14 protein-coding genes are annotated in these 14,060 nt (G+C 66.5%); 7 read left to right on the top strand and 7 right to left on the bottom strand.

Annotated features, from left to right (window positions below; all coding sequences use genetic code 11):
- The first annotated feature begins 77 nt into the window (after positions 1-77).
- The 6 genes from AC0GNR_RS05320 (at position 78) to egtB (ending at position 5,271) form a co-directional block, all read left to right on the top strand.
- Complete coding sequence (locus tag AC0GNR_RS05320; RefSeq protein ID WP_472899964.1) at positions 78-953, top strand: putative selenate ABC transporter substrate-binding protein; 876 nt, start codon at positions 78-80, stop codon at positions 951-953.
- A gap of 20 nt (positions 954-973) precedes the next feature.
- Positions 974-1,810, top strand: a complete 837-nt coding sequence (locus AC0GNR_RS05315; protein ID WP_472899963.1) for a phosphonate ABC transporter ATP-binding protein — start codon at positions 974-976, stop codon at positions 1,808-1,810.
- Positions 1,811-1,917: 107 nt separating this feature from the next.
- On the top strand, positions 1,918-2,754 hold the full coding sequence (locus tag AC0GNR_RS05310; RefSeq protein WP_472899962.1) for a PhnE/PtxC family ABC transporter permease: 837 nt from the start codon (positions 1,918-1,920) through the stop codon (positions 2,752-2,754).
- Positions 2,751-3,578: a phosphonate ABC transporter, permease protein PhnE gene (gene phnE / locus AC0GNR_RS05305; RefSeq protein WP_472899961.1), complete on the top strand. Its 828-nt coding sequence runs from the start codon at positions 2,751-2,753 to the stop codon at positions 3,576-3,578. Before AC0GNR_RS05310 ends, phnE begins: the two co-directional genes overlap by 4 nt.
- Before the next feature lie 18 nt (positions 3,579-3,596).
- Positions 3,597-3,953, top strand: a complete 357-nt coding sequence (locus AC0GNR_RS05300) for a DMT family transporter (RefSeq protein WP_472899960.1) — start codon at positions 3,597-3,599, stop codon at positions 3,951-3,953.
- 10 nt (positions 3,954-3,963) lie between these two features.
- Positions 3,964-5,271, top strand: coding sequence for an ergothioneine biosynthesis protein EgtB (gene egtB, locus AC0GNR_RS05295; RefSeq protein WP_472899959.1), 1,308 nt, complete (start codon positions 3,964-3,966; stop codon positions 5,269-5,271).
- Between the two features lie 8 nt (positions 5,272-5,279).
- Here egtB and AC0GNR_RS05290 read toward each other — a convergent pair whose 3' ends face one another.
- The 6 genes from AC0GNR_RS05290 to AC0GNR_RS05265 all read right to left on the bottom strand — a co-directional run bounded on the left by AC0GNR_RS05290 (position 5,280) and on the right by AC0GNR_RS05265 (position 10,769).
- Complete coding sequence (locus AC0GNR_RS05290) at positions 5,280-6,164, bottom strand: patatin-like phospholipase family protein (protein ID WP_472899958.1); 885 nt, start codon at positions 6,162-6,164, stop codon at positions 5,280-5,282.
- 23 nt (positions 6,165-6,187) lie between these two features.
- Positions 6,188-6,805, bottom strand: a complete 618-nt coding sequence (locus tag AC0GNR_RS05285) for a YHS domain-containing (seleno)protein (protein ID WP_472899957.1) — start codon at positions 6,803-6,805, stop codon at positions 6,188-6,190.
- The gene (locus tag AC0GNR_RS05280; protein WP_472899956.1) at positions 6,802-8,187 is read right to left on the bottom strand and encodes an ATP-grasp domain-containing protein; all 1,386 of its coding nucleotides are present in this window, start codon (positions 8,185-8,187) and stop codon (positions 6,802-6,804) included. Before AC0GNR_RS05280 ends, AC0GNR_RS05285 begins: the two co-directional genes overlap by 4 nt.
- 127 nt (positions 8,188-8,314) lie before the next feature.
- Entirely contained in the window at positions 8,315-9,484 is a 1,170-nt protein-coding gene (locus tag AC0GNR_RS05275) for a PQQ-dependent sugar dehydrogenase (RefSeq protein ID WP_472899955.1), read from the bottom strand.
- Between the two features lie 119 nt (positions 9,485-9,603).
- On the bottom strand, positions 9,604-10,146 hold the full coding sequence (locus AC0GNR_RS05270) for a ferritin-like domain-containing protein (RefSeq protein WP_472899954.1): 543 nt from the start codon (positions 10,144-10,146) through the stop codon (positions 9,604-9,606).
- A 53-nt stretch (positions 10,147-10,199) separates the two neighbouring features.
- Positions 10,200-10,769, bottom strand: coding sequence for a BON domain-containing protein (locus tag AC0GNR_RS05265; RefSeq protein WP_472899953.1), 570 nt, complete (start codon positions 10,767-10,769; stop codon positions 10,200-10,202).
- 319 nt (positions 10,770-11,088) lie between these two features.
- On the opposite strand from AC0GNR_RS05265, the gene AC0GNR_RS05260 reads away from it, so the two are divergent.
- On the top strand, positions 11,089-13,110 hold the full coding sequence (locus tag AC0GNR_RS05260) for a hybrid sensor histidine kinase/response regulator (RefSeq protein ID WP_472899952.1): 2,022 nt from the start codon (positions 11,089-11,091) through the stop codon (positions 13,108-13,110).
- Positions 13,111-13,130: 20 nt separating this feature from the next.
- Here AC0GNR_RS05260 and AC0GNR_RS05255 read toward each other — a convergent pair whose 3' ends face one another.
- Positions 13,131-14,012 (bottom strand): NUDIX hydrolase, encoded by an 882-nt coding sequence (locus AC0GNR_RS05255; RefSeq protein WP_472899951.1) that lies wholly within the window; start codon positions 14,010-14,012, stop codon positions 13,131-13,133.
- Positions 14,013-14,060: the final 48 nt, after the last annotated feature.

Here is a 14,060-nt window from a genome sequence, read left to right as displayed (position 1 = left end):
CCCAAGGCCCCTCAAAACCAAAACGTCGCTGTTGCGCGGTTTAATACAGGCCTCTCATCCCTTTTTATCGGATACCCATGCAAGCCACTTTCTCCCGCACCAAGCGCGCACTCTTGACCTGCGCCGTGCTCGCCGCAGGCACCGCCTTCACCGGCCTGGCCCAGGCGCAAAACGTCTTCCGCGTCACCACCATCCCCGAAGAAGCCGCCACCGAGCAGGTGCGCAAGTTCACCCCGCTGGCCAACTACCTGGAAAAAGCCCTGGGCGTGAAGGTGGAGTTCACCCCGGTGAGCGACTACCCCGCCGCCGTGGAAACGCTGGTGAACAAAAAAGTGGACCTGGTGTGGTTTGGCGGCTTCACCTTTGTGCAAGCCAACCTGCGCTCGGGCGGCAAAGTGGTGCCCCTGGCCCAACGCGAAGAAGACACGAAATTCCAGTCGGTCTTCATTGCCAAGACGGACTCGGGCATCAAAAGCCTGGCCGACATGAAGGGCAAGCAGATTTCCTTTGGCTCGCAAAGCAGCACCTCGGGCCACCTCATGCCCCGCAGCTTTTTGCTGCAAGCCAACATCAACCCGGAAAAAGATTTCCGCCGCATCGCTTACAGCGGCGCACACGACGCCACCATCGCTTCGGTGGTGAGCGGCAAGGTGGACGCGGCCGCGCTGGACATCACCGTGTGGAAGAAGTTTGTGAACGAAAACAAGGTGGACACACAAGCGGTGAACGTGTTCTTCACCACGCCGGGTTACTTCAACTACAACTGGTCGGTGCACGCCGACATGCCGGCCGCCATGCAGGCCAAGGTGAAAGCCGCCCTGCTGGCGCTGGACCCAGCCAACCCCGAGCACGCCGAAATCCTGCGTCTCAACCGCGCCACGCGCTACATCGCCACCACGCCCGAGAACTACAAGGGTCTGGAAACCGCTGCACGCAGCGCCGGCCTGCTCTGACCTGAACCCGAAGCTTCGTTTTGAAGATTGAACTGCTGGGCGCCAGCGCGCGCCACCCGGCCGCCCGCCCCGGGGCGGCGCCCGCGCTCAAAGGCTTGAACCTGCAACTCGCGGCTGGCGAACAGGTGGCAGTGATCGGCCCGTCAGGCGCCGGCAAAACCACGCTGCTGCAGGTGCTGGCCTGTGCCATGCCACCCACGGCGGGCACGCTGGCGCTGGACGGCGTGAACCCCTGGCAACTGCGGCGCAGCGCTTTGCAGCGCCTGCGCGGCGGCTTGTTTCTGGCACCCCAGGTGCCGCCGCTGCCGCCGCGCCAGCGTGTGGTCACGGCGGTGCTGGCCGGGCGTTTGCCGGCCATGGGTTTGCTGGCCAGCCTGCGTTCGCTGTTTTATCCCGCTGACATTCCCGCCGCGTTTGACGCGCTGGACCAATTTGACCTGGCCGACAAGTTGTTTGAGCGGGTCGACCGCCTCTCGGGCGGCGAGCGCCAGCGCGTGGGCCTGGCGCGCGCGCTGCTGGCGCCAGCCCGGCTCTGGCTGATTGATGAGCCGTTGTCCGCCCTCGACCCCACCCGCTCGCGCCAGGCCATCAGCACCTTGCTGGCGGGCGCGCGCGAACGCGGCACCGCCCTGGTGGCCACGCTGCACCAGGTGGACGTGGCGCTGGCGCACTTCCCGCGCATCATTGGCCTGCGCGACGGCGCGCTGGCCTTTGACCTGCCCGCCGCCGAGGTCACGCGCGCACGCCTGGCCCGGCTGTACGACCAGTTTGAACACGAACTGCGCGGCGATGCCCCCGCAGCCCCGCTGGACGCACCAGACCCCGGCCCGCAGCCGGTGGTGATGCACTGCAGGTAACCATGAGCCCCACCGCGCCGCTTCGCGTCACCCCCCGGCCAGGGGGGCGCAGCCAGCAACCCGGCCAAGCCGGTTCTGCGGCTGCTGCTGGGTAAAGGCGCCCCTCCATGGCTGAATTGCTTCTTCATCCTGCCCCCACCCGCGACCCGGCCTGGCTGGGCCGCGTGTTTTGGGCCAGCCTGTGCCTGGTGCTGCTGTGGCCGCTGGGCGTGGCCACCGAGTTCAAGCCCTGGGTGCTGCTGGAGCCTGAGAACGTCAAGATCAGTGCGCAGTTCATCGGCAGTTTCTGGCCGCTGGTTTTTGATGCCGAATTTCTGGCCATGGTCGCGCGCGAAACCTGGCGCACCGTGGCCATGGCCACCGCGGGCGTCACGCTGGCGCTGGTGGTGGCGGTGCCGCTCACGCTGCTCAACACGCGGGTGCTGTCCATTTCGGCGCTCTCGGGCCGCATGGCGCGCGGGCCTTACTGGCTGCGCCAGAGCGTGCGCTGGTTGCTGATTGTGTTGCGCAGCATTCCCGAGCTGGTGTGGGCGCTGGTGTTTGTGCGCGTGGTGGGCCTGGGGCCCACAGCGGGCGTGCTCGCCATTGCCCTCACCTACGGCGGCATGCTGGGCAAGGTGTACGGCGAGATTCTGGAAAGCGGCGAAACCCACGCGACTGAGACGCTGCTGCGCAACGGCAGCGGGCGCCTGCAAGCGTTTTTTTACGGCTTGCTGCCCACCAGCGCGGCCGAACTCACCAGCTACACCGTGTACCGCTGGGAATGCGCCATCCGCAGTTCGGTGGTGCTGGGGTTTGTGGGCGCGGGCGGCCTGGGGCAGCAGCTGGACAACTCCATGAAAATGTTTGAAGGCGGCGAAGTGGCCAGCATGCTGCTGGTGTTCATCGCGCTGGTGGCGCTGGCCGACCGGGTGAGCGCGTGGCTCAGGAAAGCACTCGGATGACCCGACCCCGCGCCGCCAACGACACCCACAAGCTGCCGCCGCCGCTGTTTGACGCGCGGTGCAAGGCCTGCTGGTTCACGGCTGCCCTGCTGGTGTTGGTGGTGGCCAGCTTCTGGTCGCTCGACCTGCAGTGGGGCCAGTTCTTTTCAATGGACGCGGCACGCAGCATGGGCCGCTTTCTGGCCGAGTTTTTTCCGCCCGACACCTCGCCCGAGTTTCTGAGCAAAGTGGCACTGGGTGCCTGGGAAACGCTGGCCATGTCGGCCCTGGGCACGGTGCTGGCCGCTGGGGCCGGGCTGGCGCTGGCGCTGCCGGCCAGCCGTCTGCACCAGGACGACACCGCCTGGGCCCGCGCGCCCACCCGCCTGGTGCTGAACGCGCTGCGCAGCATCCCCGAGCTGGTGTGGGCCGCGCTGCTGCTCATTTCTGCCGGACTGGGCCCATTTGCCGGCACGCTGGCGCTCGCCTTTCACACCACCGGCGTGCTGGGCCGGCTGTTTGCCGAGGCCATTGAAAACACACCGCCTGGCCCCGGCGCGGCGCTGCGGGTGCAAGGTGTGGGCAATTTCAGGGTGTTCGTTTATGCCACCTTGCCGCAGGTGCTGCCCCAGCTGATGAGCTACACGCTGTACCGCTGGGAAAACAACATACGCGCCGCGGCCGTGCTGGGCGTGGTGGGCGCAGGCGGCCTGGGCCAGTTGCTGGCGTTTCACATGGGCCTGTTTCAGATGAACAAGACCGCCACCATCCTGGGCGCCATGCTGCTCATGGTGGCGGTGGTGGACGCAGCCAGCCACACGTCGCGCCGGCTGCTCACGCGCTGAACCCACGCCACACCGCCCATGGCCCTGCCGCTGCTCACCCATAGCCAAGCCTGGGCCCTGCTGGGGCTGGCCATTTTGATGGAGGTGGCGGGCACCACCTCGATGCGCCTGGCCGAAGGTTTCACGCGGCTCACCCCTTCGGTGATGATTTTTGTTTTCTACGGCATTTCCTTTGGCCTCAACACCATGATCATCCGCACGCTGGGCTTGAGCGTGGTGTACGGCGTGTGGTCTGGTGTGGGCACGGTGCTCACCGCGCTGATCGGCATTTACTACTTCAAAGAGCCGGCCACAGCCATCAAGATGGTGAGCATCGGGCTGATCGTGATCGGGGTGATGGGGCTGCATTCGGCCTCGCGGCTGCCTGCCGCATGAGGTTTCTGCCATGACCACCCTGCAACACAACCATCCCAACGAAACCGCGCAACGCTTTTTGGCCATCCGCGCCCAGACGCGGGCACTGGCAGCGCCCTTGAGCGAGGCCGACTGCCAGGTGCAGTCCTTACCCGATGCCAGCCCAACCAAATGGCACCTGGCCCACGTGACCTGGTTCTTTGAGACATTTGTACTGGAACCATTTGAGCCGGACTTTCAGCCCTTTCACCCGGCTTTTCGCGTGCTGTTCAACAGCTATTACCAGGGCGTGGGCGATCAGCACCCCCGGCTCCAGCGCGGCCTGATCACGCGGCCCAGCCTGGCCGAGGTGCTCGCCTACCGGGACAACGTGGACGCACGCATCACCGCGCTACTCACCAGCGGCGCCGAAAGCGCTGAACTGCTCGAGCGGGTGGCCCTGGGCCTGCAACACGAACAGCAGCACCAGGAGCTGCTGCTGACCGATATCAAGCACCTGCTTTCATGCAACCCGCTGGCGCCCATGTACCGCTCGCCCTGTGAACAGGTGAGCGCAGCGCCAGCGCCGCATGCCTGGGTGGGCTCTGCAGGCGGTGCCGCCACCGTGGGCCATGGTGGCGACGGCTTTTCTTTTGACAACGAGGGCCCGCAACATGCTGTGTTGTTGCCAACCTATGCGCTGGGCAACCGGCTGGTGACGCACGCCGAGTGGCTGGCCTTCATGGCCGATGGCGGCTACGCCCACCCGCGCTGGTGGATGGCCGCCGGCTGGGACTGGGTGCGCACCCACGGTGTGGCCGCACCGCTGTCTTGGCAGCAGGACGGCAACCCGGCGCTGCTCAGCGGCTGGACCCAATTCACCCTGCACGGACGGCTGCCCATCGACCCGCACAGCCCGGTGGTCCATGTCAGCTGGTTTGAGGCCGACGCGAATGCGCGCTGGCGCGCAGCACAAGACAGCGAACCGATCCGCTTGCCCACCGAAGCCGAATGGGAACACGCCGCGCAGTCGCTGGGCGAAGCGCTGCAGACACGGGGCAACTTTCTGGAAAGCGGCGCCCTACACCCCTTGCCGCAGACGCGCACCGATGCCGGGCTGCAGCAGATGGGCGGTGATGTGTGGGAATGGACCGGCAGCAGCTACCTGCCTTACCCCGGCTTCCGCGCCTGGACCGGTGCCGTGGGCGAATACAACGGCAAGTTCATGGTGAACCAGATGGTGCTGCGCGGCGGCTCCTGCGCCACACCGCGCTCGCACATCCGCACCAGCTACCGCAACTTTTTCCCCACCGAAGCGCGCTGGCAGTTCAGCGGCCTGCGCCTAGCAAAAGACCTGTGAGCGAGGCTTCAGGCGGCGTGCAAAGCACGCAGCGCCGTGGCCTGAGACAGGGTGTGCTGGTAGCCCGCTTCGATGGTGCGCTCACGAAATTCGAGCGACATACCGGCCCAGTAACCAAAGTCGGGCTTGAGCACGAGGTCGGCCAACGCGCCGTCGGCGTTCACCAGCGCCTGCTTGCGCAGGTCGTCGGCGTGGTAGCGCTCGGCGCCCTGTGGGGTTTGGGTGATGTGGGCCGAGGCGTCCACCGCCAGCACGCGCTGGGCGCCCAACGCGCGCGCCACGCGCACCGGCAGCGGGTTGATCCAGTCGGCGTCCACGTATTGCTGCCCCCGGATGCGCACGGGCGCAAACTGGCCTTCAATAGCGGCTGAAGCCTGCACCGCCAGGCCGACGTCGCCGGCGGTAAACGCGACCGCCACACGGCCGGTGCGCCGCGCCGCAACGCAGGCCATGGGCACGGGCATGGCTTCGAGCCGCTGCACCGGGCAGCGCTCGCGCACCAGCCCGGCAATGGCGCTGCCGCTGAGGTAGCCGTCGCCCCCCAGCGCCAGCCGCAGCAAGCGCCAGGGCTGCAGTTCCAGCGCAAGGGTTTCAATTTCGCTGGCACGCAGACCGGCCGCACACAGACTTCCCAAGAGCGCACCGGCGGAGGCGCCCACGATGAGGTCGGGCGCCAGGCCCAGTTCTTCCAGCGCCTTGAGCACGCCCACATGCACAAAGCCTCGCGGCCCACCGGAGCTGAACACCCAGGCCGTGCGCACCGGCTGGCGCAGGGGCTCGGCGCGCGGTGCGTCGGGGCCGTTGTGGTCTTGGTCGGGTCTGAAACTGCAGCCCGCCAGACCGGCCATGCCGGCTGCAGCGGCCAGCACAACGTGGCGTCGCAGCATCGGCATGGCGGGCTCTTGGGGCCGGGCCGTCAGGGCTGGCGCGCTTTGGCTTCGGCCACCGCCTTGGCCAGCGCTTCGCCGCTTTGGTAGTGCGGCACGCGCACCACCATGCGCTTGGCGCGTTGCACAAAGCTGTTGCTGCCTTTGACTTCTTCGTTCCAGTATTTTTCAGCCAGCGCCAGGTTGGCTTTTTCATCGAGTTCGAAGCCGTCTTTGCTGCCCTGGCCGCCAAAGATGTAGAGCTTGCCGTCGATCAGCTTCCAGGTGTCGGCGTCGCCGCCCCAGGGGATGCCATACACCACGCCGTTGGCGCAATAGCCGCCGTACTGCGGCAGGTACCGCGCAGGGGCTTGGTCAAACGCGGCCTTGTGCTCGGCACTGGCGAAATAAAAGCTCACGCCCTCGTAGGTGCTCTTGAAGGACGGATTGCCCTGCACATAGGCGTTTTGGGTGAAATAGGCCACCACGTCGGCGCCCTTGAGCATGACGCGCGCATCGGGCGGTATCTCGACCGCGTTGACGGGCTTGAGCGTGGACGATGGGTTTTGGGCCGACATGGCACCACAACCAGCCAGCGAGAACAGGCCCAGTGACAGCGCAGCGGCCACAAGCGGGCGTTGCAGGTGGTGAAGAGCAGAGGTTTTCATGCGGGGATCTCTTGGTTGCAAAGGGGGGAAAGCGGCGGGTGCGTGGGCGCCGGTGCCGCAGCATTGTTGAGAGCCGGAAGGGGTGGCGCGGGTTCCTGGCAGGGTGCGGGCCAGCCCAGCAGCGCGCTCGCAGCGGTGCAGCGCTGGTACAGATCGGCCTGGTCGCGCCCGCCCAGGTGCAAGATGCCATAGCGGTAACTGCCCAGCCACTTGAAGTCGCGTTCCATGGAGCCGCGCGGCTTGGGGTAGGCAAACAGCAGCGCGTCGGGAAACGCTTGAGCCAAGGCTTGCCGGCGGTGGGCGTCGGGCATGGCCACGGGCTGCAGGGCATCGAACACACGGTAGACAAAGCTGGGGGCCGCACCGGCCGTGGGCGCTGTGCGCGGCACGCTGGCCGGGTCTTGTCCGTGGGCCAGCGCCAGCGAAACGGCGTGCAGATCGAGGCCTTGTGTGCGCAGGTAGAGGTCGGAAAACTGCGCGGCCATGCGCGGGTTGAACTCGATCACCGTCAGCCGGTCGGTGGGTGCGTCGTAAAAAAACTCCATGTTGAACAAGCCGTGGGTGAAGCCCACGGTCTGCAAAAAGCGGCACGCCACGTCCAGCGCCCGGGCCTGCACGCTGGCCGGCAGCTTGCTGGGCAGTTCAAAGCGCATGAAGGCCTGGGTGTTCGGGTACATCACCGCGTCCACCACGCCAATGGCGTGCACGTCGCCGTTGAAAACGTAACCGTCCAGATTGAACTGATCGGCCTGCACCGGCGCTTCCAGCAGCATGCGGTGGGCGCTGGGCAACCCGGGCCCCAGGCGCTGCTGCGCCATGCGTTCAAACGGCTCCACCAGGCGGCGGATCACCCACAGCTCCCAGGCGCCAAAGCGGGTGTGGCCGTGCAGTTCGGCGTGGTTGCGCACCTCGCGCGCCAGCACGGAAAAAGCGGCCTTCACCGGCTTGACGAACCGCGGGTACGCAATGCCCGGTGGAATGGGCGCGCCGTATTCGGCGTGCAACAAGTCGAATTCGAGGTTGGCCTCGGGCGCCACGCGCTGCAGCACCTGGCGCGCGTGCAGCTTGTGCTGGCAAGCCAGGATGGCGGCCACCGGCGTGCCGGGCCAGCCCATGCGCTCGGCCAGCAAGGCGGCAGCCAGTGCACCAAACTGCTCGTGGTTGGAGGTGACCGCCGTCCAGCCCTTGGCCTGGGCTTGACGGGCCAGGCGCTGCACGAAGCGGGCCATGTCAAACCAGGCCAGGCGCGCGTTGCTGGGAAAAGAAAACAGGTCAAACCCCGCCTCGTCAAATGCCATGCCCCGCGCAGCGCCAGCGCGTTGGTGGCCCACAGCGTCCCAGTCGTAATTGAAAAGCAGCAGGGTGCGTGGGCTTGAGGACATGCGGTCAGCGGGAGGGTATGGATACACCAGGGGGTAGTTTAGTCAGACGGCTGACCTCCCCGCTCCACTGGCACGCCACAGTATGTCGCACCACCGTCCTTTTTCTTACAGGGCAGTCCTGCCGGTCCTACCGGGGCACCAGGCGCAGCAGTTGGCCGTTGCGGTCGTCGGTCACCAAATAGATGAAGCCGTCGGGGCCTTCGCGCACATCACGCACGCGCTGGCCCAGGTCGGGCAGCAGCTTGTCTTCCTTCACCACGCGGGCGCCGTCCAGCTCCAGGCGAGCCAGGTAGCGAAACTTGAGCGAACCCACCAGCAGGCTGCCCTGCCAGGCTTTGCCGTAGCGCTCGCTGGTCACAAACGCCATGCCCGAGGGCGCAATGGACGGCGTCCACTGGTGCAGGGGTTGTTCCATGCCAGCTTTTTCGGTCAAGCCCTGGCCAATGGTGCCGCCGCCGTAGTTTTCACCGTAGGTGATGACGGGCCAGCCGTAGTTTTTGCCGGCCTCGGGGCGGTTGATCTCGTCGCCGCCCTGCGGGCCGTGCTCGCTGACCCACAAACGGCCGTCCGGCCCGAGCGTGGCGCCTTGCGGGTTGCGGTGGCCCAGACTCCATATTTCGGGCAGGGCGCCGGGGCGGTTGCGAAACGGGTTGTCGGGGTGGGCGCTGCCATCGGGCCGGAGTCGCACCACCTTGCCATGGTGGTTGTCCAGCGTCTGGGCGTCATTCATGCGCTGGTAGCGGTCGCCCAGCGTGAGGAACAGGCTGCCGTCGCCCGCTTGCACAATGCGGCAGCCAAAGTGCAACCGGCTGCTGAATTTGGGTTGCTGGCTGAAGATGACCTTGACGTTTTCCAGCCGGGTGGCGTCGGCAGACAGGCGGGCCGAAGCCAGTGCGGTGGAATTGCCGCTGCCCTGTGCCGCCGGCTCGCTGTAGCAAAAGTACAGCACACGGTTGCGGGCAAAGTCGCGATCGGTGATGAGGTCCAGCAGGCCGCCCTGCCCCACCGCGTCCACGGTGGGCACACCGGCCACGGGCTCGCTCAGCGTGCCGTTGGGCGCCACCACGCGCAGGCGCCCCGGCCGCTCGGTCACCAGCATGCGGCCGTCGCCCACGAAGGCCACCGCCCAGGGGTTTTGCAGGCCACTGGCCACCACCTCGGTGGTGACGCGCGTGGGCTGGGCTTGCACAGCGCCCGCGCTGAGCAAGCCCGCGCACACGGCCACAGCGGCAAAGAGCTGGCCTTTGCAGGCAGCGGGCCGTGCCGAGGATTCAGAGCGGGTGAGGCGTTTCAGCATGAGGGATCTCCTTGGGGTGCGAGTACACAGCTTACCCATGGAGGGGCCCGCTGGCGCGGGGTTCCCGCAAGCCCCCAGGAAAAACAAACGCTGAACGGCGTATCGTGCCGTCGGCGGTGTCAGACGCTGGGCAGGCCTTCCAGCAGATCGGCCAGTTCGTCGGCGTGCTCTTCTTCCACCGCCAGGATCTGCTTGAGCAGCACGCTGGTGGTGGGGTCGTCGGTGCCCAGGTACTTGATCATGTCGCGGTAGCTGTCGATCGCAATGCGCTCGGCCACCAGGTCCTCCTGGATCATCTCGGACAGCGTCTCGCCGGCCACGTATTCGGCATGGCTGCGGGCACTTAGGGTGTCAGGAGAAAAGTCGGGCTCGCCGCCCAATTGCACGATGCGTGCGGCCAGCTTGTCCGCATGGCCTTGCTCTTCGATTGAATGGGTTAGAAACTCGGCACCCACGCTTTGCCCGTGGATGCCGCGCGCCATGAAATGGTGGCGCCGGTAGCGCAGCACACAGACGATTTCGGTCGCGAGCGCTTCGTTCAGCATCTTCAGCACACGGCTGCGGTCGGCGCTGTAGCCTGCGGTGACGGCACCGCGGCCCATGTGCTGGCGGGCTTGCTCCCGCAGGGTGGTTACGTCGGTGAGGGTGTGCTGGGTGGTCATGGGTGGGTTTCCTTGCGTGGGTTGTGCGGGTGGTGCGGCTCAGGCAACCGGCCTCATTGCTTGATCGTCAGCTCGTTTTTGACCGACGCAGCGCCCTCGGCCGCCCTGGCGATGCGCACGGCCTGATCGATCTGGCCCTGGTTGTTCACAAACCCGCTCAGCTGCACTTCACCGTTGAAGGTAAGCACGCTGATGTCAAAGCTCTTGATGTCGGCGTCGGCCAGCAGCGCCGTTTTCACAAGGGTGGTGACCACGGTGTCGTCGATTTTTTCACCCACCGTGGTCGACACACCCTTGAGGCTCAAACCATTCTCCACCTCGGTCACCCCCGACACACTGCGCGCCACGGCCAGCGCTTGGTCAATCTGGTTCTGGCTGTCGACAAAGCCACTGAGCTTCACCACGCCCTTGCGGGTTTCAACCTGCAAGTCAAAGCTTTTCACCAGGTCATCAGACACCAGCGCCGAACGGACGCCGGAGGTGATGACGGTGTCGTCCACCTGGGTGCCGATGGTGATGTCGGGCACCACGGCGGGCGGTGTTTCAACCGCCTTGCTGCAGCCCACGGCCAATGCGGTGGCCAGACCGAGGGTGATCAGAAGTAAGGGGGCGCGTATTTTCATGGGGCTCCTGGTGTGCAAAAAAACAGAAAGACAACGGTTCGAGACGCCCGGCAACGCAAGCGGGTCAGAGCACCTGCGATGCGCCGTGCTCTGGGGTTGTCGCTGTGGGCACGTTAGCTCGGCATGCCTTTCACGTCTGTGCGCCAGCAGACCCAAGACACATGCCCCAGACAACAGGAGGCGCCGCCAACAAAGCCACGCGGGAACCTCAACCGTCAACCCGTGGGCGCCGAGCGGGTGTTACGCTATTTGTCGAGGTGCTCAGGTTCCCAGGCCAAGCACCCGCACACCGGTCTTGCATCCACCACGGAGATAGCTTTTGGCATTCGAACCAGAAAACTCTGAACCGGCCAGCGACACCCCGCTGCAACAGATTGCGGCGTGCATTCCCGGCGCCTTCGTGCAAACCCGCATGGACCCAGCGGGGCAGGACCGCATCGCCCACATCAGTTACGGCTGTGCCGCGCTCTGGGAACTGGACAGCGCAGCCTTGATGAACAGCGTGGGCTTGCTGCGCAGCATGACCGAACCGCACGATGTGCCGCGCTTGCAGGCGTCCATCGCGTCCGCTGCTTCTTCGGGGCAGGACTGGTCGTTTGAATGGCGCATCACCACCCCATCAGGCCAGCGCAAATGGCTTCGCGGCGTGGGGCAGTGCCGGCTGGAAGCCGACGGTGCCGTGGTGCTGAACGCCTTTGTGAGCGACCTGACCGACAGCAAGCGCGGGCAGCAGGCCATGCTGGAGAGTGAGACGCGGTTTCGCCAGCTGCTCGAAGACATTCCCAATGTGTCGGTACAAGGCTACGGGCTGGACATGACCACCCGCTACTGGAACCGGGGCTCTGAGCATTTGTATGGTTACACCGCACAAGAGGCCATCGGTACCCCGCTGACCGATCTCATCATTCCGCCCAACATGCGCGAAGCGGTCGCGGGCGCGGTCGCAGAAATGACCCAGTCCGGCCGTTCCATTCCCTCCGGTGACCTGACCCTGGTGCGCAAGGATGGCTCACCGGTGGACGTGTATTCCAGCCACGTCTACCTGGACATCCCCGGGCGCGAACCCGAGTTCTATTGCATCGACTTTGACCTGACCGAACGGCGCAACGCCGAGGCCTTGCGCGCGCAGCTGGAACTGCAACTGCGCGAGAGCCAGAAGATGGAGGCCCTGGGCACGCTCGCGGGCGGCGTGGCGCACGACTTCAACAACATCGTGGCCGCCATCATGGGCAACACGGCGCTGGCGCTGGACGACATACCCGCGCAGCACCCGGCCTACGTGAGCCTGCTCGAAATACGCAAGGCCAGCCACCGCGCGCGCGCCCTGGTGCAGCAGATTCTGGCCTTCAGCCGGCGCCAGGTGATGGCGCGGCAGGTGATCAGCCTGCTGCCCGTGGTGGACGAGTCGGTGCGCCTGCTGCGTGCCACGCTGCCGGCGGGCGTTGTGCTGCGGGTGCACTGCGCGCCCGACACGCCGGCGGTGCTGGCCGACGCCACGCAGATCGAGCAGGTGTTGCTCAACCTGTGCACCAACGCCTGGCAGGCGGTGCAAGACACCCCGGCCGGCGCGGTGGACGTGACCCTGTCCCGCCACGCCAGCCTGCCGCCCGAAGCCGGCCCAACCACACCGCGGCCAAACCCCGAAGCCTGGGCCTGCCTGCGCGTGAGCGACAACGGCATGGGCATGGACGAGGCAACCCGCGCGCGCATGTTTGAACCGTTTTTCACCACCAAGCCGCCCGGCAAAGGCACGGGTTTGGGGCTGGCGGTGGTGCACGGCATTTTGCGCGACCACCAGGCCGTGTTGGATGTGCGCAGTGCGCCGGACCAAGGCTCCACCTTCACGATCTACCTGCCCGCCGCACCGGCCAGCGAGAGCATGGGGCTGCCCGAACCGATGGCCGAAAGTCCGCGCGCCAGGCCGCCACACGGCTCAACCGCCCCCGCGAAGCGGCCCCATATCTTGTATGTGGACGACGACGACATGATCGTCTTCCTGATGCAGCGTCTGATGGAACGGGAGGGCTACCGCGCCTCGGTGTTCACCGATGCGGAGCAAGCACTGAGCGCGATCCGTGCGCCCGGTGCCACGTTTGACCTGGTGATCACCGACTACAACATGCCCGGCATGTCGGGCCTGAATTTGACCCGCGTGGTGCGGCAACTGCGGCCGGCGTTGCCCGTGGCCATCACGTCGGGCCACATCACGGAAGATCTGCAACAGCAAGCCCGCGCCCTTGGCGTGAGCGAGCTGATCTACAAACCCAACACCGTGGAAGAGCTGTTTGCGGCGGTGGACCGATTGGTGCGGCATATCGTGCCGGGCGCCACACCGGCCTGAGCGCTCAGCCCAGCGGTCGCTCAACCCAGCAGCGCGGCCAACCCGCCGTCGGCCTCAAACCGCTGGTTGCGGTAGATCAGCCGCGTGGGGCCTGGCCACACCCGTTCGGGCACGCTGTGGCGCGGGTCGCCGGGGTAGCAAATCACGCGGCAACCGGCTTCGTCAAACGGTTCGGGCGCAATCAATGCGGGCAGGCGGCTGCGCGCAGCGGCCAGCACCTGGGCCACACTGCCCAGGCGGCTGAACTGGCTCAGCGTCATGATCTGCGGTGGCGCCAGGTCGATCTCGCCCGCCCAGTAGCGTTCCAGCCCGGTGCGCGGCGCCAGCCACACGGCCTCGGTGGTTTCAAAGGTGCAGTGCTCAGTGGCCTGGCCGTGCGGCGCGGCGGCCACAAAAAACCGGGTGTCAAAGCGCTTGTTGGTGACCGAGGGCACGCGCGGCGTGATCCACCGCGACCAGGGCACCAGGCTGGAAGCGGCCAGCGGCAGGCCCAGCTGCTGCAGCGCGCCAGCAAAACCCAGGCCTGCCAGCGTGTGCGCCCGCACCTGCTGCACCAGGCCGGGTGCAGCCGCCACCTGACCCAACAACAGGCCGCACTCTTCAAAGGTTTCGCGCAGCGCAGCCACATGCAGGCCCAGGGCGGTGGGCAGGTCCAACCCGGGCTCGCCCAGGCCGTGCAGCAGCGCGTGCGCCGGTTGGTCGAGCGCCGCGGGGTCCACCTGCTGGTCGGCCGCATCGAGCTTGCCACCGGGGAACACATGCACCCCACCCAGCACGCCCGAATTGCCGTGCCGGCGCACCAGCAACACCTCCAGCCCGCTGGGGCCATCGCGCACCACCATCACAGTGGCAGACGGCACGGGCGGCGTGAGCACGGTGTCGGAATTGATCGGTATGGCCATGCGCGCATTGTCGTGCGGCAGGGCCCGCGGCCTTGGCACGCGCAAGAC

This window comes from Hydrogenophaga sp. LT287 (assembly GCF_055702805.1).
This window is presented reverse-complemented; position numbering and strand designations above follow the sequence as displayed.

Coding starts and splice junctions, on each gene's coding strand:
- AC0GNR_RS05255 (WP_472899951.1), bottom strand. CDS start 14,012: ATGGCCATACCGATCAATTCCGACACCGTGCTCACGCCGCCCGTGCCG.
- AC0GNR_RS05285 (WP_472899957.1), bottom strand. CDS start 6,805: ATGAAAACCTCTGCTCTTCACCACCTGCAACGCCCGCTTGTGGCCGCT.
- AC0GNR_RS05300 (WP_472899960.1), top strand. CDS start 3,597: ATGGCCCTGCCGCTGCTCACCCATAGCCAAGCCTGGGCCCTGCTGGGG.
- egtB (WP_472899959.1), top strand. CDS start 3,964: ATGACCACCCTGCAACACAACCATCCCAACGAAACCGCGCAACGCTTT.
- AC0GNR_RS05275 (WP_472899955.1), bottom strand. CDS start 9,484: ATGCTGAAACGCCTCACCCGCTCTGAATCCTCGGCACGGCCCGCTGCC.
- AC0GNR_RS05320 (WP_472899964.1), top strand. CDS start 78: ATGCAAGCCACTTTCTCCCGCACCAAGCGCGCACTCTTGACCTGCGCC.
- AC0GNR_RS05265 (WP_472899953.1), bottom strand. CDS start 10,769: ATGAAAATACGCGCCCCCTTACTTCTGATCACCCTCGGTCTGGCCACC.
- AC0GNR_RS05310 (WP_472899962.1), top strand. CDS start 1,918: ATGGCTGAATTGCTTCTTCATCCTGCCCCCACCCGCGACCCGGCCTGG.
- AC0GNR_RS05270 (WP_472899954.1), bottom strand. CDS start 10,146: ATGACCACCCAGCACACCCTCACCGACGTAACCACCCTGCGGGAGCAA.
- AC0GNR_RS05290 (WP_472899958.1), bottom strand. CDS start 6,164: ATGCCGATGCTGCGACGCCACGTTGTGCTGGCCGCTGCAGCCGGCATG.
- phnE (WP_472899961.1), top strand. CDS start 2,751: ATGACCCGACCCCGCGCCGCCAACGACACCCACAAGCTGCCGCCGCCG.
- AC0GNR_RS05280 (WP_472899956.1), bottom strand. CDS start 8,187: ATGTCCTCAAGCCCACGCACCCTGCTGCTTTTCAATTACGACTGGGAC.